The sequence below is a fragment of the Pseudomonas lurida genome, from assembly GCF_013522705.1.
GTDB lineage: Bacteria > Pseudomonadota > Gammaproteobacteria > Pseudomonadales > Pseudomonadaceae > Aquipseudomonas > Aquipseudomonas quebecensis.
This window is the reverse complement of record NZ_JAAMRE010000001.1, coordinates 171,803-195,817: the sequence shown is the minus strand read 5'-3', so window position 1 is coordinate 195,817 and position 24,015 is coordinate 171,803. Positions and strand designations below refer to the sequence as shown.

Below are 24,015 nucleotides of genomic sequence, written 5' to 3'. Positions count from 1 at the left end.
AGCCCGGGTACTTGCCGTAAGCGGCATAAGTCCGCCGTTTTTTCGACTCCCACCCCGGCGCCTTTATTGAGGCTTGCCGCCAAACCCCCGTCCCGCCTGGACTTTCCTGACTTTTCAAAAGTTGGTTCGCTAATTGCTTAAGCCTCATCAGTACAGCGGTGGGCGGCAAGCGTCCGTCAGAAAGAGGAAAGAGCGTGGACAAGTACCTTTACGTGGCAATGACCGGCGCCAGCCAGAATGCTCTGGCGCAGAAGGCCCATGCCAACAACCTGGCGAACATTTCCACCAACGGTTTCCAACGTGACCTTGAGCAGGCGCGTTCGATGCCGGTGTTTGGTGACAGCTTTCCGGCGCGGGCTTTTGCCATGACCGAGCGTCCCGCCACCGACTTCAGCCCCGGCGCGATGATCGAGACAGGGCGCGACCTCGACGTGGCCGTCAACGGCAACGGCTGGATGGCCGTGCAGACCCCGGACGGCGGAGAAGCTTATGTGCGCAGCGCCAGCATGAACGTGGACGCCCTGGGCGTGCTGCGTGCCGGTAACGGCATGCCGATCATGGGCAACGGTGGCCCGATCGCGGTGCCGCCGCAGCAGAAAATCGAAGTCGGCGCCGACGGCACCATCAGCATCCGCGCCATGGGCGAAGGCCCGCGGGTAATGGCCGAAGTGGACCGCATCAAGCTGGTTCAGCCGGACTTGAAGAACATGAATAAAGGCCTGGATGGCACCATCCATACCAAAGATGGCCAACCGGCCCAGGCCGACGCGGGCGTCAGGCTGACCTCGGGGTTCCTGCAGGCGAGCAACGTCAATGCCGTGGAAGAGATGACGGCGGTGCTGGCGCTTTCCAAACAGTTCGAGCTGCACGTCAAGATGATGAACAGCGCCAAGGAAGACGACCAGGCCATGACGCGCGTCATGCAGATGAGCTGATTGCGGTTTCACTGAACCACTAATTTTGCAGCGCAGCGCCAACAAACAGGCGCACGAAGGAGAACGATATGCTTCCGGCTCTATGGGTTGCCAAAACCGGTCTGTCCGCCCAGGACACCAACCTGACCACCATTTCCAACAACTTGGCCAACGTGTCGACCACGGGTTTCAAACGTGACCGCGCCGAGTTCCAGGACTTGCTCTATCAGATCAAGAAACAGCCGGGCGCCCAGTCGACCCAGGACAGCGAGTTGCCGTCGGGCCTGCAACTGGGTACCGGTGTACAGATCGTCGGCACCCAGAAGAATTTCAGCGCCGGTAACCTGCAACAGACCGGCCAGCCGCTGGACATGGCCATCAACGGCCGTGGCTTCTTCCAGATCCTGCAACCGGACGGCACTACTTCCTACACCCGTGACGGCACATTCCACCTGGACTCCAACGGTCAGATCGTTACCGCCAACGGGTTTGCCCTGGAACCGGCGATTGTGGTGCCGGCCGATGCCAAGACTTTCACCGTCGGCAACGATGGCACCGTGTCCATCACCGTGGCCGGCAACCCGGCCTCGCAGGTGATCGGCAACCTGCAGACCGCCGACTTCATCAACCCGGCGGGCCTGCAGGCAACGGGCAACAACCTGTTCCTGGAAACCGCCTCCAGCGGCGCGCCACAGATCGGCACCCCTGGCCTGAACGGTTTCGGCACCACGCTGCAAAGCACCCTGGAAACCTCCAACGTCAGCACCGTGGAAGAGATGGTCAACATGATCACCACCCAGCGCGCTTACGAGATGAACTCCAAGGTGATCTCCACCGCCGACCAGATGCTCTCGTTCGTAACGCAGAATCTGTAATCAAGTCTATGGGGCGCCCTGACGGCGCCTGCAACACCGTGAGGTAAGGGTCATGAATCGCTATGTTTCCGTTCTGGCATTGAGTGGGATCGCCGTGCTCGCGGGCTGTGTCGCCCCGACGCCAAAACCCAATGACCCGTACTACGCGCCGGTGTTGCCACGCACACCGCTGCCGGCGGCGGCCAACAACGGCTCGATCTACCAGGCCGGTTTCGAACAGAACCTGTACAGCGACCGCAAGGCCTTCCGGGTCGGTGACATCATCACCATTACCCTGAACGAGAAGACCCAGGCCAGCAAGAACGCCAACTCGCAGGTCGGCAAGACCAGCAAGGCAGGGATTGGCCTGACCTCGTTGTTCGGTGCCATTCCCAACACCAACAACCCGCTGGGTGACGGCGACTTGAGCCTGAATGCCGGCTACAGCGGCGATCGCGCCACCAACGGCAAGAGCGCGGCGGGGCAGGGCAACAGCCTGACGGGGTCGATCACCGTGACGGTGGCCGACGTGTTGCCCAACGGCATCATCGCCGTGCGCGGTGAGAAGTGGATGACCCTCAACACCGGCGACGAGCTGGTGCGGATTGCCGGCATGGTGCGTGCCGACGATATCTCCACCGATAACACGGTGCCGTCGACCCGCATTGCCGACGCGCGTATTACCTACTCCGGCACCGGCGCGTTTGCCGACGCGAGCCAGCCGGGCTGGTTCGACCGGTTCTTCCTCAGCCCGCTGTTCCCTTTCTAGGTGGCCACTTTGAAATTCAAACAGCTGATGGCGGCGGCACTCCTGCTCTCCTTGAGCGCTGTCGCCCAGGCCGAGCGCTTGAAGGACATCGCCAGTATTTCCGGCGTGCGCTCCAACCAGTTGATCGGCTATGGCCTGGTGGTGGGGCTCAACGGTACGGGTGACCAGACCACCCAGACCCCGTTTACCCTGCAGACCTTCAACAACATGCTCTCGCAGTTCGGCATTAAAGTGCCGCCGGGGTCGGGCAACGTGCAGCTTAAAAACGTCGCGGCGGTGTCGATCAGTGCCGATTTGCCGGCTTTCTCCAAGCCGGGCCAGGTAGTGGACATCACGGTGTCGTCCATCGGTAACTCCAAAAGCCTGCGCGGCGGTACCTTGCTGATGACGCCCCTCAAGGGTATTGACGGCAACGTCTACGCCATCGCCCAGGGCAACCTGGTGGTGGGCGGGTTCGACGCCGAAGGTCGCGACGGTTCCAAGATCACCGTCAACGTGCCTTCGGCCGGTCGCATCCCCGGCGGGGCCACGGTGGAACGCACCGTGCCCAGCGGTTTCAACCAGGGCAACAGCCTGACCTTGAACCTCAACCGCTCGGATTTCACCACCGCCAAGCGCGTGGTCGACAAGGTCAATGACATGCTCGGCCCAGGCGTTGCCCAGGCCATCGACGGCGGTTCGATCCGCGTGACCGCGCCGCTGGACCCAAGCCAGCGCGTGGACTACCTGTCGATTCTGGAAAACCTGGAAGTCGACCCAGGCCAGGCGGTGGCCAAAGTCATCATCAACTCGCGTACCGGTACCATTGTGATCGGCCAGAACGTCAAGGTTTCGCCGGCGGCGGTGACCCACGGCAGCCTGACGGTGACCATCACCGAAGACCCGATCGTCAGCCAGCCTGGGCCGTTGTCCAACGGCCAGACGGCGGTGGTGCCACGCTCGCGGGTCAACGCTCAGCAAGAAGCCAAGCCGATGTTCAAATTCGGCCCCGGCACCACCCTGGACGAAATTGTCCGCGCGGTGAACCAGGTGGGCGCGGCGCCCGGCGACTTGATGGCGATCCTTGAAGCTTTGAAACAGGCCGGCGCCTTGCAGGCCGACCTAATCGTCATCTGAGGCCATGGCCATGGATATGCATAAAAGCGGAATCAGCAGCACGGCGGACTCGGGGTCTTACTCCGACCTGAACCGGCTTAACCAGCTCAAGGTCGGTGACAAGAACAGCGAAGGCAACATGCGCAAAGTGGCGCAGGAGTTCGAGTCGCTGTTCCTGAGCGAAATGCTCAAATCCATGCGTTCGGCTACCGAAGCGCTGGGCAAAGACAACCCGATGAACACCCCGGCGGCCAAGCAGTACCAGGAAATGTACGACCAGCAACTGGCCGTCTCGCTGTCCCGCGAGGGCGGCGGCATTGGCCTGGCCGACGTGCTGATGCGCCAGATGCAGAAGAACAAACCGGTGGACGCGCAGGCGGCTACTTTGCAGGGGCCTGCAGCGGCCGAAGCGGTCAAGAAAGTCGATGTGCCGACCGAGATCGCCGCCGGTACCCAGGCCGACGGTCCGCTTGGACGCTCCAATGGCCAACGTCCGCTGTGGGCGTTCCGTGTCGCCGAGCCTCAAGCCGGCGCTGCGGCCAGCCACGGCAACGACATGGAACTGATGAACCAGCGCCGCATTGCCTTGCCGAGCAAGCTGACCGATCGCCTGTTGGCCGGCATCGTGCCGAGCACCCAGGTTGCCACCGAGGCCAAGGCCGCGCCGCTGCGCAACAGCGCCTTGCAGGACAACGTGATCAACAGCGGCGCACGCAGCGTTGCCGCGGCCAACGGCAGCATGCAGGTCTATGGCCGCGCCGTGGCCCAACCACCGTTGGCGCCGGCCAAGAAGGCGTTCAGCTCCCAGGACGAATTTGTCGCCACCATGCTGCCGATGGCCGAAGCGGCCGCCAAGCGTATCGGCATCGATCCGAAGTACCTGGTGGCCCAGGCCGCCCTGGAAACCGGTTGGGGCAAATCGGTGATGCGTGCCCAGGACGGAACCAGCAGCCACAACCTGTTCGGCATCAAGGCCGGCAAGAGCTGGCAGGGCGGCCAGGCACGTGCGATTACCAGCGAGTTTCGCGATGGGGCGATGGTCAAGGAGACCGCGCAGTTCCGCTCCTACGATTCCTATCAGGACAGCTTCCACGACCTGGTGACGTTGCTGCAAAGCAATGATCGCTATAAAGACGTGGTGAAATCGGCCGATAACCCAGAACGCTTTGTACGCGAGTTGCAAAAGGCGGGGTACGCCACCGACCCTAACTACGCCAACAAGATTTCGCAGATCGCCAATTCGATGAACAGTTACCAGAATTACGCCGCCGCGGGCGCGACCACTCTTTTATAAGGTCTGAACCATGAGTTTGCTCAATATCGGGATGTCGGGGCTTAACGCCGCTCAAGGATCGTTGTCGGTCTTGAGTAACAACATCGCCAACGCCAATACCGCAGGCTATTCGCGTCAGCAGACCACGCAAAGCGCGAACGCCGTGAACCAGTTCGGCGGCGTGTACATCGGCAGCGGTACCACCCTTGCCGATGTGCGCCGGGTGTATAACGAATTTCTGGACACTGCTTATCAGAACAGCACCGCGCTCAACGGCGATGCCAAGGCTTATCAGGATCAGGTCAGTGCTATCGACAAGACCTTATCGGACAAGACGACCGGCATGTCGGCGGTGCTCAGTTCGTTTTTTGCCGCGGTGCAGACGGCGGCAAGCAACCCAAGCGACGTGACCGCCCGCCAGGTGATGATCACCAACGCTCAGACGTTGAGCAATCGCTTCAACGCGATTTCCTCGCAGTTGAGCCAGCAGAAAGAGACCATCAATGGTCAGTTGACTTCAATGAGCGATCAGGTCAACCAATTGACTGCCTCGATTGCCTCGCTCAACAAGCAGATCAATCAGGCGCAGGGTTCGACCAACACCACACCCGCCAACCTGCTCGACTCCCGCGCCGAGGCCGTGCGTTCTCTCAACGAATTGATCGGCGTGACCGCAGTCGAAAAGAATGGCGTGTTCAGTGTCAGCACCGGCAGTGGCCAGTCCCTGGTCCTGGGCGACCAGTTCAGCACCATTTCCGCCGTGCCGAGCAGAGGCGATACCAGCCAGTACACCATTGAGCTGAATGCACCCGGCGGTACCAAGCTCGATCTTGGCAACGTAATCAGCGGCGGCAGTATCGGTGGCCTGTTGCGTTATCGCAGCGATGCGCTGATCCCGGCGATCAATGACCTGGGCCGCATTGCAGTGACGACGGCTGATGTGGTCAACAGTCAGCTGGGCCAGGGCCTGGACCTCAACGGTGAGTTCGGCTCCTCGTTGTTCACGGACATTAACAGTGCGTCGGCCGTTGCCCTGCGTAGCCAGGCTGCCCAAGGCAATCTCGGTAATGGCGCCTTGGGCGTGACGATCAAAGACACCAGCAAGCTGACCAATTACGATTACAAGGTTTCCTTCAACGACAGCACCGACCTCACCAAGGCGACCGTGCTGCGTTCCGACGGCAAGGCCATGGGGGTTTACGACCTCAGCGCCACGCCGCCGCCGGTCATTGATGGGTTCACGCTGGCGGTCAAGAGTGGTGCGGTCCAGGCCGGTGACAGCTTCAAGGTCAGCCCCACAGCTAACGGCGCGAAGGAAATCGGCACCGTTCTCACCGACCCTACCAAGCTCGCCTTTGCCGCGCCGCTGCTGGGCGAAGCCAGCAAAACCAACCAGGGCACCGGCAACTTCACACCGCCGGCGCTGACCGTACCCCTGGATATCCAGGGCGGCGCCGCCACTGCTCAGTTGCGCGTCGGCATTGAAAACTCGATGCCGGTGAAGATGGTGTTCGGCAAGCCCGCGGCAGATGGCACCCAGCCGTATAAGCTCAACGATTCCCAGGGTAATCCGATCGGCAGCGGGACTATCGTTCCGGGGCAGGGCAACAAAGTCACCATTAATGTGCCGATGCGCGATGCCAGCGGGGCATTGGTAGTGCCGGCCACCAGTTTCAGTTTTGATACCACGGTGGGCGGGGTGCCAGCGGATGGTGACAGCACTTCCTTCTCGTTCAATGCCGGCGGCAAGTCGGACAACCGCAATGCGTTGCAACTGTTGAATCTGCAGACCAAGGCAACCATTGGCACGGCGGCTGATGGCACCGGCGGCACCAGCCTGGTAGGGGCCAACAGTAAGCTGGTGTCGACCGTCGGTGCCAAGGCTGCTGCGGCGGGCACCGACACCAGCGCCACCGGCGCGCTGTTAACCGCCAATAAAAACGCGCGCAATTCGGTGTCCCAGGTCAACCTGGATGAAGAGGCCGGTGACATGATCAAGTTCCAGCAGTACTACACCGCGTCGTCGCAGATCATCAAGGCTGCGCAAGAAACCTTCAGCACGCTGATCAATAGTCTTTAAGGGAGCCAGGGACGATGCGCATTTCTACCCAGCAGTATTTCGAGACCAGTTCCACCAAGTACTCGAACAACTATTCCGGCGTGGTGAAAGCCCAGGACCAGGCCAGCAGCGGCGTGCGCGTGCAAACCGCCGCGGATGACCCGGTGGCGGCGGCACGTTTGTTGATGCTGCAGCAGCAGAAAGACATGCTGACCCAGTACAACGGCAATATCACCAGCCTCAAGGACAAGCTGACCAACGAAGAGAGCGTGCTGGGCGCGATCAGCGATGCCATGCAGCGCGCCACTGAATTGGCGCTGCGTGCCGGTGGTTCGGTCAGCGACGCGGATCGACGCTCGATCGCCAGCGAAGTGGGGGCGATCGAGGATCAGGTGCTGGGTTTGCTCAACAGCAAAGACTCTTCCGGTAACTATCTGTTTTCCGGCTCCAAAACCCAGACTCCGCCTTATACGCGTAACAACGATGGGACCTACAGCTATCAGGGTGATGAAACACCGCTGAGCCTGCAGGTTTCCAATACGCTGACGATCAACGCCGGCGATACCGGCAAGACTGTCCTGGAAGGCGCGGCCAACTCGGGTCGTACCCAGGCCCCGTGGCTGGCGCCGGTGCCTCAGACGGTGCCGCCGACTGTCAACGACAACAAGGTGGCCCTGTCCGCCGGCCTGGTCACGTCGAGCGCTGACTACTCGAATAAATTTGCCGATGGCCAGCCATACAAGCTCACGTTCACCAGCAGTACGCAATTTAAGGTGGAGGATAAAAACGGTACCGATATCACTTCCGAAATCCCCGGCAACGGCACGTTCGATGCCTCCAAAGAAGGCAGCTCCAGCGTTGCGCTGCGTGGTGTGAAGTTCGATATCACCCTGAAGCTGGGCGACGATGTCGCGCCAGGCGCGCCCTCCGATGCGCTGGTCAAGGACCGTACGTTCAGCCTGGAGTCCAAACCCGACACCTTCAGCGTCTCGCGCACGCCGAGCAACGCCTCAAACGCCCAACTGACCGGGGCTCGTGTGTCAAACCAGACGGACTATGCCAGCACCTTTCCGACCAACAGCGGCGCGATCATCAAGTTCACCAGTGCCACGGCCTATGAGGTGTATGCCCAGCCGTACACCACCGACAGCAAGACCATTGCCACCGGTGATACCGGTGGCGGCACCACGGTGACAGCGGCCGGCGTGACCTTCGATGTGAGTGCCGGGCCACCGCAGCCGGGTGATCAGTTCTCCGTCGGGGCCAACACCCAGAAGACCCAGAATGCACTCGATACCCTGGGGCAGTTGCGTCATGCCCTGGAGCTGCCGGCCGATGGCAACCCGGCGGCGACCGTCAAGCTGAAGGACGTACTGGATACGTCCATCGCCAACCTGGCCAATTCGACGTCCCAGATCGTCAACGTGCGGGGCTCCATCGGTGCGCGAGGCCAGGCGTTGACTATCCAGTCCGACGAAAACGCCAGCATTGGTATCGCCAACACCAGCACGATGAGCGACTTGGCCAACATCGACATGGGCGAGGCGGCAATCAACCTGTCTCTGCAGCAGACCATGCTGCAAGCCTCGCAACTGGCGTTCGTGAAGATCTCGCAGTTGAGCCTGTTCAATAAGATGTAATTTCAGCGCGTGAACGCCGCGGCCCAGCCTGGAAACAGGTTGGGCCGCAGTCGTTTTCGCGGCTCAATTGTTTAAAGGTTTTGCATAAACCGCAGAAAATTGAGTGACCTGTGAGTCATAAAGCGCATCTTCACTGTATCGTGTGAAAAGGATAAGTCGTCACAGAGTCCTTGCGGGGCGGCTTTCAGCGAGATTTTTATGGGGTTACCCCCTTTATTGTCAGCACCCCAGGCGTCGGCCTTGGGGTGTTCTCCAGCTATTTAGTATTGGGAAGCCACAATGATTGGCATAAAAAGCATCGCCAGTTACGTGCCGGCGGACGGTATCGATAACTACGCCCAGGGTGCCAAATTCGCCAAGGATGAAGAGTTCATCATTGGCAAGATCGGTTCGGCGTTCCTGCCGCGCAAGGAAGCCGCGCAGGAAACCTCCGATCTGTGTGTCGAAGCGGTCAACGCCTTGTTTGCCAACAACCCGGATCTCAAGCGCGAGTCGATTGACGCGCTGATCGTCGTGACCCAGAACGGCGACGAGGAGGGCTTGCCCCATACCGCCGCTATCGTCCAGGACAAACTGGGCCTGCCGACCCACGTCGCCGCGTTCGATATTTCCCTGGGCTGCTCCGGTTACGTCTACGGCATCTACGCGATGAAGGGCTTCATGGAAGCCACCGGCCTGAAAAACGGCCTGTTGATCACCGCCGACCCGTATTCGAAGATTGTCGACCCGGAAGATCGCAACACCACCATGCTGTTCGGCGATGCCGCCACCGCGACCTGGATGGGCGAAGACGCTTCGTGGCAGCTGGGCAAGTCCAAGTTCGGCACCGACGGTTCCGGCGCGCCGCACTTGAAGGTCAGCGATGGCGTGTTCTTCATGAACGGTCGGCAGGTGTTCAACTTTGCCCTGCTCAAGGTGCCGGCGCATTTGCACGAGCTGCTCAATGAATCGGAGCTCAAGGCAGATGACATCGATGCGTTCTGCATTCACCAGGGCAGTGCGGCGATTGTCGACGCGGTGGCCCGTCGTTTCGAAGACGCACCGGTGGACAAGTTCATCAAGGACATGGTCGAGACCGGCAACACTGTGTCGTCGAGCATTCCGTTGCTGCTGGAAAAGCACGTGATGGACGCCACCTGGAAGCGCGTGGCGATCAGTGGTTTCGGTGTGGGCCTGTCGTGGGGATCGGCGATTCTCTATCGACCGTGACGTTTCAGTAGACGGCTTCTCTGGTAAATGCAAACGCCGATGATTGAAAAATCATCGGCGTTTTTTATTTGGCGTCAAAAAAGCCCGTGAAATCGACGCTGGGGCTCGGGCTAAACCCTTGAATTGCAAGGGGTGGCACCACGCCAGTAAAAAAAATCAAAAAAACCCTCAAGCAACCGGCTACCACGACGATAACTATTACGTAGGTTCTCTAGGCCACACCCGGCAGTTGCCAGGGCCGGAAGCCGCAGTATCCATCCAACGAGGATTTCGTCATGGCTTTAACAGTAAACACCAACATTGCTTCCGTCTCCACTCAGGGCAACCTGAACAAAGCTGGCACCGCCCTGGCCACTTCCATGCAGCGCCTGTCTTCGGGCCTGCGTATCAACAGCGCTAAAGACGACGCTGCCGGCCTGGGTATCGCTACCCGTATGACCAGCCAGATCAACGGCCTGGGTCAAGCAGTGAAGAACGCCAACGATGGTATCTCCATCGCGCAGACCGCTGAAGGCGCAATGCAGGCTTCGACCGACATTCTGCAAAAAATGCGTACCCTGGCTCTGTCCTCGGCTACCGGCTCCCTGAGCACCGACGACCGTAAGTCGAACAACGACGAATACCAGGCTCTGACTTCGGAACTGACCCGTATCTCGCAAACCACCACTTTCGGTGGCCAGAAACTGCTGGACGGTTCGTACGGTACCAAAGCCATCCAGGTTGGCGCCAACGCTAACGAAACCATCAACGTCAGCCTGGACAACGTTGCGGCCAACAACATTGGTTCGCAGCAAGTCAAGAGCATTGGCATCACCCCTGGTGCCGGTGTTGTCGGCGGCGCAATCGCTGTAACCGGTAACGGCCAGACTAACAGCGTCACCGTAGCGGCTGCTGCTTCGGCCAAAACCATCGCTGCCCAACTGAACGGCGCCATCGGTGGCCTGAGTGCTACCGCCAGCACAGAAGCTCAGTTCGTGGTCGGCGCTGCTGCTGCTACCGCTCCGGCTTCGTTCACCATGACTGTTGGCGGCCAAGCCACCACCTTCGTCGGTGTGACCGATACCGCCAGCCTGGCTGACCAGTTGAAGTCCAACTCCGCCAAACTGGGTATCAGCGTTAACTACGATGAATCCAAAGGCACTCTGTCGGTTAAATCCGATACCGGTGAAAACCTGGCCTTCAGCGCTTCGACCGCTGCCGGCAGCATCACTGTCGCCACCAAAGACGGTTCCGGTACCTACGGCACTGCTACCGCCCTGGCTGACGGCATCATCGCTACCGGTGCTGTAAACCTGGACTCCTCCAAGGGCTACTCGCTGGAAGGCGCTGGTGTGACCGGTGTGTTCGGTGCCGCTACTTCGGCTGCTTCGGCCAAGACGTCTGTTTCGCAAACCGACGTGACCGACGCCACCAAGGCACAGAACGCTGTGTCCGTGATCGACCAGGCTATCGCTTCCATCTCCAGCGCCCGTTCGGGTCTGGGTGCTGTTCAGAACCGTCTGACCAGCACTGTGGATAACCTGACCAACATCCAGAAAAACACCACTGCTGCCCGTAGTACTGTTCAGGACGTCGACTTCGCTTCCGAAGCCGCTGAACTGACCAAGCAGCAAACCTTGCAGTCGGCTTCGACCGCGATCCTGTCGCAGGCTAACCAACTGCCATCCGCTGTACTGAAGCTGCTTCAGTAATTCAAGCGCTTGGTAGCTGACGGAAGGGCGCGTTTACGTGCCCTTTCGTCTTTTCCAATCAGAGGAGATTGGGCATGGACATGAACGTAAATTTGAACTTGTCTTATCCGTCGCTCGCCCCTCAAGGCGCTGTGGCACCTGTGGTTGTGGATAAAGACAAAAGCAAGGTTGAAGCGACTGCACCAACCCCGGATAAGGCCAAACCTGGCGATCTGGAAAAAGCGGTCACCGACATTAAAGAATTCGTACAAGCGGCCCAGCGCAATCTGGATTTTTCCATTGATGATTCCACTCACAGGGTCGTGGTCAAGGTCATTGCCACCGACACCGGTGAAGTGATCCGCCAGATCCCATCGGAAACGGCCTTGAAATTGGCGCAGAGCTTGTCCAGCGCCAGTCATGTGCTGTTTGACGACAAGGCTTGAGCTGGCATGAAACTTGTTGCTGCTACTGTCTGATGCGTAATTCGTCAAGATAACGGCAGCCACCGGACTAGGAGAAAGATGATGGCGGGTACAACGATTACTGGCGTGGGGTCTGGTTTCGACACCCAGGCAATTGTGAAATCCCTGGTGGATGCCGAACGCGCGCCGAAGCAGGCGCAGATCAACGCACAGTCGCAAAAGGCAACGACCCAGCTGTCGTCGATCGGCAAGATCCAGGCCGCGCTGGATGCGTTCCGCGGCGCGCTGGACAGCATGGCGACCGATAACAGCTTCAGTGGTTTGACCGGCACGTCCTCGGACGAAAAAGTCGCCACTATGACGGCCAACCAGGGCGCGGCCAACGGCAGTTTCTCGCTGGTCGTCAACCAGCTCGCAAAACCCTCGAAGCTGTCGACCACCAGTTTTGCCGGTGGTCAATCCACGGTCGTCAACAGCACGGGCAAAGCGACGACGCTGACCATCAGCCAGTCAGGCAAGAACTTCGACCTGAGTGTGCCGGCCGGTGCGACCTTGCAACAGGTGCGCGATTCGATCAACTCGCAGTTCGGCACTGCCGGTCTGAGTGCCAACATTCTCACCGACTCCAACGGTTCGCGGATGATCCTGACGTCCACCAACGGCGGGGTAGGGTCTGACCTGACCATGTCGGGCAACTCCGGGATCGACACGGGCTACAAAGTGGTCGACGTGCCGCAGAACGCCAAATACACCATCGACGGCATTGCGGCGGAATCCAAGTCCAACAGCATCACTGATGCCGTGAGTGGCGTGAGTATCAAGCTGCTGACTGTGTCGCCTTTAACCACACCCTCCGACACGACATCCACGGCTCGCAATGCCCTGACCATCTCGGTAAGCACCAGCACTACCGCACTGAAGTCCGGGGTCAAGGGGTTTGTCGACACCTACAACGCTCTGCTCAAGGCCATGAACGCTGAGACCAAAGTGACCAAGGATGCCGCCGGTAACTCAGTCGCGGCAACGCTGACCGGCGACTCGACCATGCGCACCCTGCAATCGGCGATCCGCAACGAGTTCAATATGTTGTCCGGCAACGGCACCTTGAAGTCCCTGGCGCAGTTCGGTGTGAGTACCGATCAGGACACCGGTGCACTGAGCATCGACGCCAAGCAATGGGACAAGGCGGTGCTGAGCAATCCGGCGGATATCAACAGCATCTTCAGTGGCAAGTCAGGCCTGCTGGCGCGCATGAAGGCGGCGACCGAGCCCTACGCGAAGGCGTCCACTGGCATCCTGGCCACGCGCACCGCGTCGTTGTCCGAGAGCCTCAAAGACCTGAACAAAGACCAGATCAGCCTGGATGAGCGCATAACCACCATGCAGGATGCGCTGACTCGTAAGTACACCGCCATGGACACCTTGGTGGCGCAGCTGCGGCAGCAGAGCAACAGCATTCTCGGCACGCTCAATGCGATCAGTAATTCAAAAAGCGATAACTGATTGAATGGTCGAAAAAAAGCCCAGGTTCATTGACCTGGGCTTTGTTCTTCAAGCCGCCGACGGGTTAAAGTTTCCTGCAACCCAGTCGACATATTAGTTAGTGAAATCCTTCTCGCTGTTGCTTGTCACGAGGTAGAAACATGAATCCCATGAGAGCCCTTCGCCAATATCAGAAGGTCAATTCCCACGCCCAGATCTCCGAAGCCAGCCCGCATCGCCTGGTACAGATGCTGCTTGAAGGCGGCCTGGACCGTATGGCACAAGCCAAGGGCGCCCTGGCGCGCGGTGATATTGCTCAGAAGGGTCTGATGCTGGGCAAGGCCACCGATATCATTATCGGCCTTCGTGATGGCCTGAATGCGGAAAAAAGCGACAACAAGGAATACGTCCAGCGCCTGGAAGGCCTGTATGTGTACATGAGCAACCGCCTCATGGAAGCCAATCTGCACAACGATGCCGACATGATCGACGAAGTCGCGCAACTGCTGATTACCGTGAAAGAAGGCTGGGATGCCATCGGGGCGCCGCAGGGCGTCGCACAATAAGACCACGGGTCTTGAGGAACACGTCATGAGCCACGCACTGCAACGCATTGATGAAACCCGCGAAGCCTTGATCGGCGCGCTGGCGGAACGTAACTGGGAAGCCATCGGCGAGCTGGATATGGGCTGTCGCAGCGTGATCGACGAAGTGCTCAATGAGGCCCCGGTGGATGAAAGTGCGCTGCGGGAGAAGCTGGAGAGTCTGTTGGCGGTGTACCAGCAGCTGCTGACGGTAACGACGGGCGAGCGCCAGGCGATTTTCGAGGAGATGTCGCAGATCAACCAGGCGAAGAATGCGTCCAAGGTCTACCATCTGTTCGGGTGAACAGACGCAGTTAATCCGACCGGCGCGTCATAAATTTGACCGTGCCAGCTTTTTTCACTTAACTAGTGCTGTTTTCAGAGTTCAGACGTCTATAGAGTACGAAGTCCTACGGCCGTCTCGATTGTCCCTACACTGGGGCAGGAAGTTTTACTAGGGAAGTTGCTATTGCATGTGGCGTGAAACCAAAATTCTGCTGATTGATGACGATAGCGTCCGCCGCCGCGATTTAGCGGTGATTTTGAATTTTCTCGGCGAAGAAAATCTGCCCTGCGGCAGCCACGACTGGCAGCAGGCGGTCAGCTCGTTGTCGTCGAGCCGTGAAGTCATTTGTGTGCTGATCGGGACCGTAAACGCTCCTGGCGCTATTTTGGGCTTGTTAAAGACACTGTCGACCTGGGATGAGTTCCTTCCCGTGTTGCTGATGGGTGAAAATTCTTCGGCGGACCTGCCGGAAGACCAGCGCCGCCGTGTGCTGTCCACCCTGGAAATGCCGCCCAGCTACAGCAAATTGCTCGACTCCCTGCACCGTGCCCAGGTCTATCGCGAGATGTACGACCAGGCCCGCGAGCGCGGTCGTCACCGCGAACCCAACCTGTTCCGCAGCCTGGTCGGCACCAGCCGTGCCATCCAGCATGTACGCCAGATGATGCAGCAAGTGGCCGACACCGACGCCAGCGTGCTGATCCTCGGCGAATCGGGCACCGGCAAGGAAGTGGTCGCGCGCAACCTGCATTACCACTCCAAGCGCCGCGACGGGCCTTTCGTGCCGGTCAACTGCGGGGCGATCCCGGCAGAGCTGCTGGAGAGCGAGCTGTTCGGCCACGAGAAGGGCGCCTTCACCGGGGCGATCACCAGCCGTGCCGGACGGTTCGAACTGGCCAACGGCGGCACTCTGTTCCTCGACGAAATCGGCGACATGCCGCTGCCTATGCAGGTCAAGCTGCTGCGCGTCTTGCAGGAGCGCACGTTCGAGCGCGTCGGCAGCAACAAGACCCAGAGCGTGGACGTGCGCATCATCGCCGCGACCCACAAGAACCTCGAAAGCATGATCGAGATCGGCAGCTTTCGTGAGGACTTGTACTACCGCCTCAATGTATTCCCCATCGAGATGGCCCCGCTGCGTGAGCGCGTGGAAGACATCCCGCTGCTGATGAATGAACTCATCTCGCGGATGGAGCATGAAAAGCGTGGCTCGATTCGCTTCAACTCCGCCGCGATCATGTCCCTGTGCCGTCACGGCTGGCCGGGCAACGTGCGAGAACTGGCCAACCTGGTAGAGCGCATGGCGATCATGCATCCCTACGGTGTGATCGGCGTGGTCGAGCTGCCGAAGAAATTCCGCTACGTCGACGACGAAGACGAGCAGCTGGTCGACAGCCTGCGCAGTGACATGGAAGAACGGGTCGCCATCAACGGCCACACCCCGGACTTCGGTTCCACCGCCATGCTGCCGCCGGAAGGCCTGGACCTGAAGGACTACCTCGGCAACCTGGAACAAGGCCTGATCCAGCAGGCCCTGGATGATGCCGGTGGCATCGTCGCCCGTGCCGCCGAACGCCTGCGCATCCGTCGCACCACCCTGGTGGAGAAGATGCGCAAGTACGGCATGAGCCGACGGGAAGGAGACGAACAGGCGGATGATTGACGCCTGTTTTTCAACTGACTGAAAACTAAGCCTATTTTTTTAGGCACGGGTATTGCTACAGCCCTCGCAACGTTCCGTTTAACTGACGGTCAGCCAAGCGAGAGAGCATCATGCCCCACGCCGCCCAATTAGCCTCAGCCCCTGCCATCCAGGGGCTTGTTCCATCCGCAGAGCCGCTTGCCCGGCAGGGTCTTGAACAGGCGTTCTCGCAGTTCAGCCAGATGTCCAGCCAACTGAGCGACTCCTACAGCCTGCTTGAAGCGCGCGTTTGCGAGCTCAAAGGCGAGCTGGCGGTAGTCAGTGCCCAGCGCATGCAGGAACTGGCTGAGAAAGAGCGCTTGGCCAACCGTCTGCAAAACCTGCTCGATTTGCTCCCTGGCGGCGTGATCGTGATCGACGATCAGGGCCGCGTACGCGAAGCCAATCCGGCCGCCTGCGACCTGTTGGGCCTGCCGCTGGAAGGCGAGCTGTGGCGTCACGTCATCACCCGTTGCTTCGCCCCGCGTGAGGATGACGGCCATGAAGTGTCCCTCAAGGACGGGCGGCGCCTGTCGATTTCCACCCGTTCCCTCGACGCCGAACCTGGCCAATTGGTGCTGCTCAACGACCTGACTGAAACCCGTCACCTGCAGGACCAGTTGGCACGCCATGAGCGATTGTCGTCCCTGGGGCGCATGGTCGCTTCTTTGGCGCACCAGATCCGCACGCCATTGTCGGCGGCATTGATCTACGCCAGTCATTTGACTGACGAGCAATTGCCGGCCGCCACCCACCAGCGTTTTGCCGGGCGCCTCAAGGAGCGCCTGCATGAGCTGGAGCATCAGGTCCGCGACATGCTGGTGTTTGCTCGCGGCGAATTGCCGCTGACCGACCGCATCACCCCGGCCGAACTGATGCACGCGCTGCAGGCTGCGGCCGCCCCCCACATTCAGGACGCGCAGGTGCGCTGGCAGTGCGACAGCCACCAGGGCGAGCTGCTGTGCAATCGCGACACGCTGGTAGGTGCGCTGCTCAACCTGATCGAAAACGCCACCCAGGCCAGCGCGTCCGGCGCGCGGCTCAAGGTGCACCTGTACCGTCGCGAAGACACGCTGCGCCTGTGCATCAGCGACAGCGGCAGCGGCATCGACCCTGAGGTGCTGCGGCGCCTGGGAGAACCCTTTTTTACCACCAAGACCAACGGGACCGGCCTGGGCCTGACCGTGGTCAAGGCTGTGGCACGCGCGCATCAGGGACACTTGCAACTGCGTTCCCGACTGGGGCGCGGCACCTGTGCATTGATGAGCTTGCCGCTGTTTTCAGGCGCGGCCGGCACGGAGTAACGAACGATGGCTATCAAGGTTCTATTGGTCGAAGACGACCGCGCCCTGCGTGAAGCATTGGCTGACACGCTGCTGCTGGCGGGCCATGACTACCGGGCGGTCGGTTCGGCCGAAGAGGCCTTGGAGGCGGTGGCCCGGGAGGCGTTCAGCCTGGTGGTCAGCGACGTCAACATGCCCGGCATGGACGGTCACCAGTTACTGGCCCTGTTGCGCGCCCGTCAGCCGCAACTGCCGGTGCTGTTGATGACTGCCCATGGCGCCGTCGAGCGCGCGGTGGATGCCATGCGCCAGGGCGCGGCGGATTATCTGGTCAAGCCGTTCGAGCCCAAGGCATTGATCGAGCTGGTGGCGCGTCACGCCCTGGGCGTGATCGCAGCGAGCGAAGGCGAGGGGCCGATCGCCATCGAGCCGGCCAGTGCCCAGTTGCTGGAGTTGGCGGCCCGCGTGGCGCGCAGTGATTCCACGGTGTTGATATCCGGCGAGTCGGGCACCGGTAAAGAAGTGCTGGCGCGTTACATCCATCAGCAATCGACCCGCGCCAGTCAGCCGTTTATCGCCATCAACTGCGCGGCGATCCCCGATAACATGCTGGAAGCCACGCTGTTCGGTCACGAAAAAGGTTCGTTCACCGGCGCCATCGCCGCGCAAGCGGGCAAGTTCGAACAGGCCGACGGCGGCACGCTTTTGCTCGATGAAATTTCAGAAATGCCCCTGGGTCTGCAGGCCAAGTTGTTGCGGGTGCTGCAGGAGCGCGAAGTGGAGCGCGTCGGTGCGCGCAAGCCGATCCAGCTGGATATCCGCGTGATTGCCACCACCAACCGCGACCTGGCCGGCGAAGTCGCGGCGGGGCGTTTCCGTGAAGATTTGTTCTACCGCCTGTCGGTATTTCCCCTGGCCTGGCGCCCATTGCGCGAGCGCCCGGCGGACATCGTGCCGCTGGCCGAGCGCCTGCTGCATAACCACGTCAAAAAAATGAAGCACGCCCAGGCGCGGCTGTCGGCCGAGGCGCAGGCGTGCCTGATCGCTTACCCCTGGCCGGGCAATGTGCGAGAGCTGGACAACGCCATCCAGCGCGCCCTGATCCTGCAGCAGGGCGGCTTGATCCAGCCCCAGGATTTCTGTCTGGCCATGGGCAGTGGCGCGGCGCCGCTGCCGACACTGGCCCCCGCACCGTTGATCGCCGAGGTGGAAACCGTCAGCGCTTTGGGCGATGACCTGCGTCGCCGCGAATTCCAGATGATCATCGACACCCTGCGCGCCGAACGCGGCCGCCGCAAAGAGGCCGCCGAGCGCCTGGGCATCAGCCCGCGCACGCTGCGCTACAAGCTGGCGCAGATGCGCGACGCTGGCATGGATGTGGAAGCGTATCTTTTCGCCACCTGAAATTTACTAAGGCGTACAAGGTTTGTCGCCTTTTCTTACGAGTCGCCACGGATCTGGCACCCTTGTTGCTACCTCCCCTAGTAACTGCTGCGTAGTGTCAAATTTTTGCGGGTCGGAGAGAGAAGGTCATGAGCCAGGGTATTGAGTTCAATCGGTTGATGTTGGATATGCGCTCCATGCAGATGGATGCCATGGCTCAACCGAAATCCGTCGCGCCAGCGCCGCAACTGGGCCAAAGCAGCTTTGCCGACATGCTCGGCCAGGCCATCAACAAAGTCAGCGACACCCAGCAAGCCTCTAACCAGTTGGCCAGCGCGTTCGAAATCGGCAAGAGCGGCGTGGACCTCACCGACGTGATGATCGCGTCGCAAAAGGCCAGCGTTTCGTTCCAGGCTCTGACCCAGGTGCGTAACAAGCTGGTGCAGGCCTATCAAGACATCATGCAGATGCCGGTTTAAGGGCGAGATTTAAGTCATGGCAGAAGCAGTCGTGGACAACGTACCCGCCAAGACAGACGGCAAGCCGCCGCTGTTTGGCCTGTCGTTCCTGGAAAACCTCTCGGAAATGACCATGTTGCGTCAGGTCGGCCTGTTGGTCGGTCTGGCCGCCAGCGTGGCGATTGGTTTCGCTGTGGTGTTGTGGTCGCAGCAGCCCGATTACCGGCCGCTGTACGGCAGCCTGGCGGGCATGGATTCCAAGCAGATCATGGAAACCCTGGCCGCGGCCGACATCGCCTACACCGTAGAGCCCAACTCCGGCGCGCTGCTGGTCAAGGCCGACGACGTCGCCCGTGCGCGCATGAAGCTGGCCGCTGCGGGTGTCACGCCGTCTGACAGCAACATCGGTTTCGAGATCCTCGACAAGGACCAGGGCCTGGGTACCAGCCAGTTTATGGAAGCCACACGTTATCGTCGTGGCCTGGAAGGCGAACTGGCACGCACCATCTCCAGCCTGAATAACGTCAAGGGTGCCCGTGTGCACTTGGCCATTCCGAAAAGCTCGGTGTTTGTGCGCGATGAGCGCAAGCCCAGCGCGTCGGTGCTGGTGGAGCTGTTTTCCGGCCGCTCCCTGGAGCCGGGCCAGGTCATGGCGATCATCAATCTGGTGGCCACCAGTGTTCCCGAACTGAGCAAATCGCAGATCACCGTGGTGGACCAGAAGGGCAACCTGCTGTCCGACCAGGCCGAGAACTCGGCGCTGACCCAGGCCGGCAAGCAGTTCGACTACAGCCGCCGCGTGGAAAGCATGCTGACCCAGCGCGTGCATAACATTCTGCAACCGGTGTTGGGCAACGACCGTTATAAAGCCGAAGTTTCCGCCGACGTGGATTTCAGCGCCGTCGAGTCGACCTCCGAGCAGTTCAACCCGGACCAGCCGGCCCTGCGCAGCGAGCAGTCCACCAGCGAACAACGCACCGCCAGCAATGGCCCGCAAGGCGTACCGGGCGCGCTGAGCAACCAACCGCCTTCGCCGGCTTCGGCTCCGCAGACCACCGGTGGCGCCGCCGCCACTGCCGGCGCGATCCAGCCTGGCCAACCGCTGCTGGACGCCAACGGCCAGCAGATCATGGACCCGGCGACCGGCCAACCGATGCTCGCGCCGTACCCGGCGGACAAGCGTAACCAGTCCACCAAAAACTTTGAGCTGGACCGTTCCATCAGCCACACCAAGCAGCAACAGGGCCGTGTCAATCGCCTGTCGGTGTCGGTGGTGGTCGATGACCAAGTCAAGGTCAATGCGGCCGACGGTGCGGTCACCCGTGCCCCGTGGAGCGCCGACGAATTGGCGCGGTTCACCCGCCTGGTGCAGGACGCCGTCGGTTTCGACGCCAGCCGTGGCGACAGCGTCAGCGTGATCAACATGCCGTTCTCCGCCGAGCGTGGCGAAGTGATTGCCGAGCCAGCGTTCTACTCGCAGCCCTGGTTCTGGGACATCGTCAAGCAAGTGCTGGGCGTGTTGTTCATCCTGGTGCTGGTGTTCGGCGTACTGCGTCCGGTGCTGAACAACATCACCGGCAACGGCAAGAAACAACTGGCCCTGGCCGGCGGCAGCGATGTCGAATTGGGTGGCATGGGCGGCCTGGACGGCGAACTGGCCAACGACCGCGTCAGCCTCGGCGGTCCGCAAAGCATCCTGTTGCCGAGCCCGAGCGAAGGCTATGACGCTCAGTTGAACGCAATCAAGAGTCTGGTAGCAGAAGACCCGGGCCGTGTGGCCCAGGTCGTGAAAGAGTGGATTAACGCAGATGAGTGATCGAGCCGCTGTTGCCAAGCTCTCCCGGGTCGACAAAGCCGCAGTCCTGCTGCTGTCGCTGGGGGAAACCGACGCCGCCCAAGTGCTGCGGCACATGGGCCCCAAAGAGGTTCAACGGGTGGGCGTGGCCATGGCGCAAATGCGCAATGTGCACCGCGAGCAAGTCGAACAGGTGATGAGCGAGTTCGTCGAGATCGTCGGCGACCAGACCAGCCTGGGCGTCGGCTCCGACAGTTACATTCGCAAAATGCTCACCTCGGCCCTGGGCGAAGACAAGGCCAACGGCCTGATCGATCGCATCCTGCTGGGCGGCAACACCAGCGGCCTGGACAGCCTCAAGTGGATGGAGCCGCGCGCCGTGGCCGATGTGATCCGCTATGAGCACCCGCAGATCCAGGCCATCGTGGTGGCTTACCTCGACCCCGACCAGGCCGGTGAAGTGCTGGGCCACTTCGACCATAAAGTGCGCCTGGACATCATCCTGCGGGTGTCGTCGCTTAATACCGTGCAGCCGGCGGCGTTGAAAGAGTTGAACACCATCCTGGAGAAGCAGTTCTCGGGCAATTCCAATGCTTCGCGCACCACCCTGGGTGGCATCAAGCGCGCGGCGGATATCATGAACTTCCTCGACAGCTCGGTCGAAGGCCAGTTGATGGACTCGATCCGCGAGATCGACGACACCCTGTCCGGCCAGATCGAAGACCTTATGTTCGTGTTCAACAACCTCTCGGATGTCGACGACCGTGGCATCCAGGCGTTGCTGCGCGAAGTGTCCTCCGACGTGCTGGTGTTGGCACTCAAGGGTTCCGACGACGGGGTCAAGGAAAAGATCTTCAAGAACATGTCCAAGCGTGCCTCCGAACTGTTGCGCGACGACCTGGAAGCCAAGGGGCCGGTGCGCGTCAGCGACGTGGAAACCGCGCAAAAAGAAATCCTCACCATTGCCCGCCGTATGGCCGAAGCCGGAGAAATCGTTCTCGGTGGGAAGGGCGGCGAAGAAATGATCTAAGGCGTTGTCCATGTCGAACAAAGATGAGGCTCCCAGCGATCTGATTCGCGCGCGGGATGTCGGCGGGTTCGACATCTGGTCGTTGCCCAGCTTCGATCCGCACGTGCCTGAGCCCGAGCCGGAACCGGTGGAAGAACTCCCGGTGGAAATGGAAGAAGTGCCGCTGGAAGAAGTCCAGCCACTGACCCTGGAAGAGTTGGAAAGCATCCGCCAGGAAGCCTACAACGAGGGCTTTGCCGCCGGTGAAAAAGACGGTTTTCGCAGCACCACCCTCAAGGTGCGCCAGGAGGCCGACGCGGCGCTGGCGGTCAAGCTGGCCAGCCTGGAACGCTTGATGGGCAGCCTGTTCGACCCGATCGCCGAGCAGGACACACAGCTCGAAAAGGCCATGGTGCGCCTGGTGGAGCACATCGCTCGCCAGGTGATCCAGCGTGAGCTGGCGCTGGACTCCAGCCAGATCGAAAGCGTGATGCGCGAGGCCCTCAAGCTGCTGCCCCTGGGCGTCGGCAATGTGCGGTTGTACATCAACCCGCAGGATTTCGAACAGGTCAAAGCCCTGCGCGAGCGCCATGAGGAAACCTGGCGCATCGTCGAGGACGCGGCGCTGCAGCCCGGCGGTTGCCGCGTCGAGACCGAGCACAGCCGTATCGATGCCACGGTGGAAACCCGTATCAGCCAGATCATGGCCAAGTTGCTCGATCAGCAGCACGAACAGGTCCTGAATCCTGCCGAACCTGACCTGAGCATCGACCTGGACACCCCAGATGCGCCTTGATCGCACCAGCTTCGCCAAGCGCTTGAGCGCTTACACCGAAGCCACCGAGTTGCCCGGCCAGCCGATCCTTGAAGGTCGCCTGCTGCGCATGGTCGGCCTGACCCTCGAAGCCGAGGGCTTGCGCGCCGCCATGGGCAGCCGTTGCATGGTCATCAATGACGACAGCTATCATCCGGTACAGGTCGAGGCCGAGGTGATGGGCTTTTCCGGCAGCAAGATTTTCCTGATGCCCGTGGGCAGCCTGGCGGGCATCGCTCCCGGCGCCCGCGTGGTGCCGCTGGCCGATACCGGTCGCCTGCCGATGGGCATGGGCATGCTCGGTCGCGTGCTCGACGGCGCCGGCCGCGCCCTGGACGGCAAGGGCGGGATGAAGGCCGAAGACTGGGTGCCGATGGACGGCCCCACCATCAACCCCCTCAACCGCAACCCCATCAGCGTGCCGCTGGACGTGGGAATTCGCAGCATCAACGGTTTATTGACGGTCGGCCGCGGCCAGCGTCTTGGCCTGTTCGCCGGTACCGGCGTGGGTAAGTCGGTGTTGCTGGGCATGATGACGCGCTTTACCGAGGCCGACATTATCGTGGTCGGGCTGATCGGCGAACGTGGTCGCGAAGTGAAGGAGTTCATTGAACACAGCCTGGGTGAAGAGGGCCTCAAGCGCTCGGTGGTGGTCGCGTCGCCCGCCGACGATGCGCCGCTGATGCGCCTGCGCGCCGCCATGTATTGCACGCGCATCGCCGAATATTTTCGCGACAAGGGCAAGAACGTGCTGTTGCTGATGGACTCACTCACGCGTTTCGCCCAGGCCCAGCGGGAAATCGCCCTGGCCATCGGCGAGCCGCCGGCGACCAAGGGCTATCCGCCGTCGGTATTCGCCAAGCTGCCCAAGTTGGTGGAGCGGGCCGGTAATGCCGAGGCCGGCGGAGGATCGATCACTGCGTTCTACACCGTGCTGTCCGAAGGTGACGACCAGCAGGACCCGATTGCCGACTCGGCGCGTGGCGTGCTCGATGGGCACATTGTGCTGTCGCGGCGCCTGGCGGAGGAGGGGCATTACCCGGCCATCGACATCGAAGCGTCCATCAGCCGGGTGATGCCGGCGGTGGTCACGCCCGAGCACATGGTTCGCGCGCAGCAGTTCAAACAGTTGTGGTCGCGCTATCAACAGAGCCGCGATCTGATCAGTGTCGGTGCCTACGTGGCCGGCGGCGATCGCGACACCGACCTGGCCATCGCCCTGCAGCCGCAGTTGGTGACCTACCTGCGCCAGGGCCTGAACGACAAGATCAGCATGGGCGAAAGCGAAGCGCACCTGCAGTCGATCTTCGCCCCGGCGCCAGGCGGCTAAGC

Annotated in this window: 21 protein-coding genes; all 21 read left to right on the top strand. The window is 61.0% G+C overall.

The features are described from left to right. The first annotated feature begins 194 nt into the window (after positions 1-194). The 21 genes from G7025_RS00825 (at position 195) to fliI (ending at position 24,013) form a co-directional block, all read left to right on the top strand. Positions 195-935, top strand: a complete 741-nt coding sequence (locus tag G7025_RS00825; RefSeq protein WP_181075883.1) for a flagellar basal body rod protein FlgF — start codon at positions 195-197, stop codon at positions 933-935. Between the two features lie 68 nt (positions 936-1,003). After that, the gene (flgG, locus tag G7025_RS00820) at positions 1,004-1,789 is read left to right on the top strand and encodes a flagellar basal-body rod protein FlgG (RefSeq protein ID WP_181075881.1); all 786 of its coding nucleotides are present in this window, start codon (positions 1,004-1,006) and stop codon (positions 1,787-1,789) included. 52 nt (positions 1,790-1,841) lie between these two features. After that, positions 1,842-2,537, top strand: coding sequence for a flagellar basal body L-ring protein FlgH (flgH, locus tag G7025_RS00815; RefSeq protein WP_181075879.1), 696 nt, complete (start codon positions 1,842-1,844; stop codon positions 2,535-2,537). A 27-nt stretch (positions 2,538-2,564) separates the two neighbouring features. Beyond that, positions 2,565-3,653: a flagellar basal body P-ring protein FlgI gene (locus G7025_RS00810; protein WP_034099860.1), complete on the top strand. Its 1,089-nt coding sequence runs from the start codon at positions 2,565-2,567 to the stop codon at positions 3,651-3,653. A 4-nt stretch (positions 3,654-3,657) separates the two neighbouring features. Further along, positions 3,658-4,926 (top strand): flagellar assembly peptidoglycan hydrolase FlgJ, encoded by a 1,269-nt coding sequence (gene flgJ / locus G7025_RS00805; protein ID WP_181075877.1) that lies wholly within the window; start codon positions 3,658-3,660, stop codon positions 4,924-4,926. A 10-nt stretch (positions 4,927-4,936) separates the two neighbouring features. Continuing rightward, positions 4,937-6,985, top strand: a complete 2,049-nt coding sequence (gene flgK / locus G7025_RS00800) for a flagellar hook-associated protein FlgK (RefSeq protein WP_181075876.1) — start codon at positions 4,937-4,939, stop codon at positions 6,983-6,985. Between the two features lie 14 nt (positions 6,986-6,999). Then, positions 7,000-8,604, top strand: coding sequence for a flagellar hook-associated protein 3 (locus tag G7025_RS00795; protein WP_181075874.1), 1,605 nt, complete (start codon positions 7,000-7,002; stop codon positions 8,602-8,604). A 279-nt stretch (positions 8,605-8,883) separates the two neighbouring features. Continuing rightward, positions 8,884-9,813: a ketoacyl-ACP synthase III gene (locus G7025_RS00790; protein ID WP_181075873.1), complete on the top strand. Its 930-nt coding sequence runs from the start codon at positions 8,884-8,886 to the stop codon at positions 9,811-9,813. A 275-nt stretch (positions 9,814-10,088) separates the two neighbouring features. Continuing rightward, positions 10,089-11,504 (top strand): flagellin N-terminal helical domain-containing protein, encoded by a 1,416-nt coding sequence (locus tag G7025_RS00785; protein WP_181075871.1) that lies wholly within the window; start codon positions 10,089-10,091, stop codon positions 11,502-11,504. Positions 11,505-11,578: 74 nt separating this feature from the next. After that, positions 11,579-11,929, top strand: coding sequence for a flagellar protein FlaG (locus G7025_RS00780; RefSeq protein WP_181075869.1), 351 nt, complete (start codon positions 11,579-11,581; stop codon positions 11,927-11,929). An 81-nt stretch (positions 11,930-12,010) separates the two neighbouring features. Continuing rightward, positions 12,011-13,411 carry a flagellar filament capping protein FliD gene (gene fliD / locus G7025_RS00775; RefSeq protein WP_181075867.1) on the top strand — a complete coding sequence of 467 codons (1,401 nt, stop codon included), beginning with the start codon at positions 12,011-12,013 and terminating at the stop codon, positions 13,409-13,411. A gap of 140 nt (positions 13,412-13,551) precedes the next feature. Further along, positions 13,552-13,956, top strand: a complete 405-nt coding sequence (fliS, locus tag G7025_RS00770; RefSeq protein WP_181075865.1) for a flagellar export chaperone FliS — start codon at positions 13,552-13,554, stop codon at positions 13,954-13,956. 25 nt (positions 13,957-13,981) lie between these two features. Then, positions 13,982-14,278, top strand: a complete 297-nt coding sequence (gene fliT / locus G7025_RS00765) for a flagellar protein FliT (protein ID WP_181075863.1) — start codon at positions 13,982-13,984, stop codon at positions 14,276-14,278. 169 nt (positions 14,279-14,447) lie between these two features. Beyond that, positions 14,448-15,923, top strand: coding sequence for a sigma-54 dependent transcriptional regulator (locus tag G7025_RS00760; protein ID WP_181075861.1), 1,476 nt, complete (start codon positions 14,448-14,450; stop codon positions 15,921-15,923). A gap of 110 nt (positions 15,924-16,033) precedes the next feature. Further along, positions 16,034-17,245, top strand: coding sequence for a sensor histidine kinase (locus G7025_RS00755; protein WP_181075858.1), 1,212 nt, complete (start codon positions 16,034-16,036; stop codon positions 17,243-17,245). 6 nt (positions 17,246-17,251) lie between these two features. Continuing rightward, positions 17,252-18,628: a sigma-54-dependent transcriptional regulator gene (locus tag G7025_RS00750; RefSeq protein WP_181075856.1), complete on the top strand. Its 1,377-nt coding sequence runs from the start codon at positions 17,252-17,254 to the stop codon at positions 18,626-18,628. A 128-nt stretch (positions 18,629-18,756) separates the two neighbouring features. Continuing rightward, the gene (gene fliE / locus G7025_RS00745) at positions 18,757-19,086 is read left to right on the top strand and encodes a flagellar hook-basal body complex protein FliE (RefSeq protein ID WP_181075854.1); all 330 of its coding nucleotides are present in this window, start codon (positions 18,757-18,759) and stop codon (positions 19,084-19,086) included. Positions 19,087-19,102: 16 nt separating this feature from the next. Next, positions 19,103-20,881: a flagellar basal-body MS-ring/collar protein FliF gene (gene fliF / locus G7025_RS00740; protein WP_181075853.1), complete on the top strand. Its 1,779-nt coding sequence runs from the start codon at positions 19,103-19,105 to the stop codon at positions 20,879-20,881. Next, a complete protein-coding gene (gene fliG, locus G7025_RS00735; protein WP_181075851.1) occupies positions 20,874-21,890 on the top strand; it encodes a flagellar motor switch protein FliG in 1,017 nt (338 codons plus the stop codon). Before fliF ends, fliG begins: the two co-directional genes overlap by 8 nt. A 10-nt stretch (positions 21,891-21,900) precedes the next feature. Continuing rightward, entirely contained in the window at positions 21,901-22,665 is a 765-nt protein-coding gene (gene fliH / locus G7025_RS00730) for a flagellar assembly protein FliH (protein WP_181075849.1), read from the top strand. Further along, the gene (gene fliI, locus G7025_RS00725; protein WP_181075847.1) at positions 22,655-24,013 is read left to right on the top strand and encodes a flagellar protein export ATPase FliI; all 1,359 of its coding nucleotides are present in this window, start codon (positions 22,655-22,657) and stop codon (positions 24,011-24,013) included. Before fliH ends, fliI begins: the two co-directional genes overlap by 11 nt. Positions 24,014-24,015: the final 2 nt, after the last annotated feature.

Coding starts and splice junctions, on each gene's coding strand:
- flgG (WP_181075881.1), top strand. CDS start 1,004: ATGCTTCCGGCTCTATGGGTTGCCAAAACCGGTCTGTCCGCCCAGGAC.
- flgH (WP_181075879.1), top strand. CDS start 1,842: ATGAATCGCTATGTTTCCGTTCTGGCATTGAGTGGGATCGCCGTGCTC.
- G7025_RS00810 (WP_034099860.1), top strand. CDS start 2,565: ATGGCGGCGGCACTCCTGCTCTCCTTGAGCGCTGTCGCCCAGGCCGAG.
- flgJ (WP_181075877.1), top strand. CDS start 3,658: ATGGCCATGGATATGCATAAAAGCGGAATCAGCAGCACGGCGGACTCG.
- flgK (WP_181075876.1), top strand. CDS start 4,937: ATGAGTTTGCTCAATATCGGGATGTCGGGGCTTAACGCCGCTCAAGGA.
- G7025_RS00795 (WP_181075874.1), top strand. CDS start 7,000: ATGCGCATTTCTACCCAGCAGTATTTCGAGACCAGTTCCACCAAGTAC.
- G7025_RS00790 (WP_181075873.1), top strand. CDS start 8,884: ATGATTGGCATAAAAAGCATCGCCAGTTACGTGCCGGCGGACGGTATC.
- G7025_RS00785 (WP_181075871.1), top strand. CDS start 10,089: ATGGCTTTAACAGTAAACACCAACATTGCTTCCGTCTCCACTCAGGGC.
- G7025_RS00780 (WP_181075869.1), top strand. CDS start 11,579: ATGGACATGAACGTAAATTTGAACTTGTCTTATCCGTCGCTCGCCCCT.
- fliD (WP_181075867.1), top strand. CDS start 12,011: ATGGCGGGTACAACGATTACTGGCGTGGGGTCTGGTTTCGACACCCAG.
- fliS (WP_181075865.1), top strand. CDS start 13,552: ATGAATCCCATGAGAGCCCTTCGCCAATATCAGAAGGTCAATTCCCAC.
- fliT (WP_181075863.1), top strand. CDS start 13,982: ATGAGCCACGCACTGCAACGCATTGATGAAACCCGCGAAGCCTTGATC.
- G7025_RS00760 (WP_181075861.1), top strand. CDS start 14,448: ATGTGGCGTGAAACCAAAATTCTGCTGATTGATGACGATAGCGTCCGC.
- G7025_RS00755 (WP_181075858.1), top strand. CDS start 16,034: ATGCCCCACGCCGCCCAATTAGCCTCAGCCCCTGCCATCCAGGGGCTT.
- G7025_RS00750 (WP_181075856.1), top strand. CDS start 17,252: ATGGCTATCAAGGTTCTATTGGTCGAAGACGACCGCGCCCTGCGTGAA.
- fliE (WP_181075854.1), top strand. CDS start 18,757: ATGAGCCAGGGTATTGAGTTCAATCGGTTGATGTTGGATATGCGCTCC.
- fliF (WP_181075853.1), top strand. CDS start 19,103: ATGGCAGAAGCAGTCGTGGACAACGTACCCGCCAAGACAGACGGCAAG.
- fliG (WP_181075851.1), top strand. CDS start 20,874: ATGAGTGATCGAGCCGCTGTTGCCAAGCTCTCCCGGGTCGACAAAGCC.
- fliH (WP_181075849.1), top strand. CDS start 21,901: ATGTCGAACAAAGATGAGGCTCCCAGCGATCTGATTCGCGCGCGGGAT.
- fliI (WP_181075847.1), top strand. CDS start 22,655: ATGCGCCTTGATCGCACCAGCTTCGCCAAGCGCTTGAGCGCTTACACC.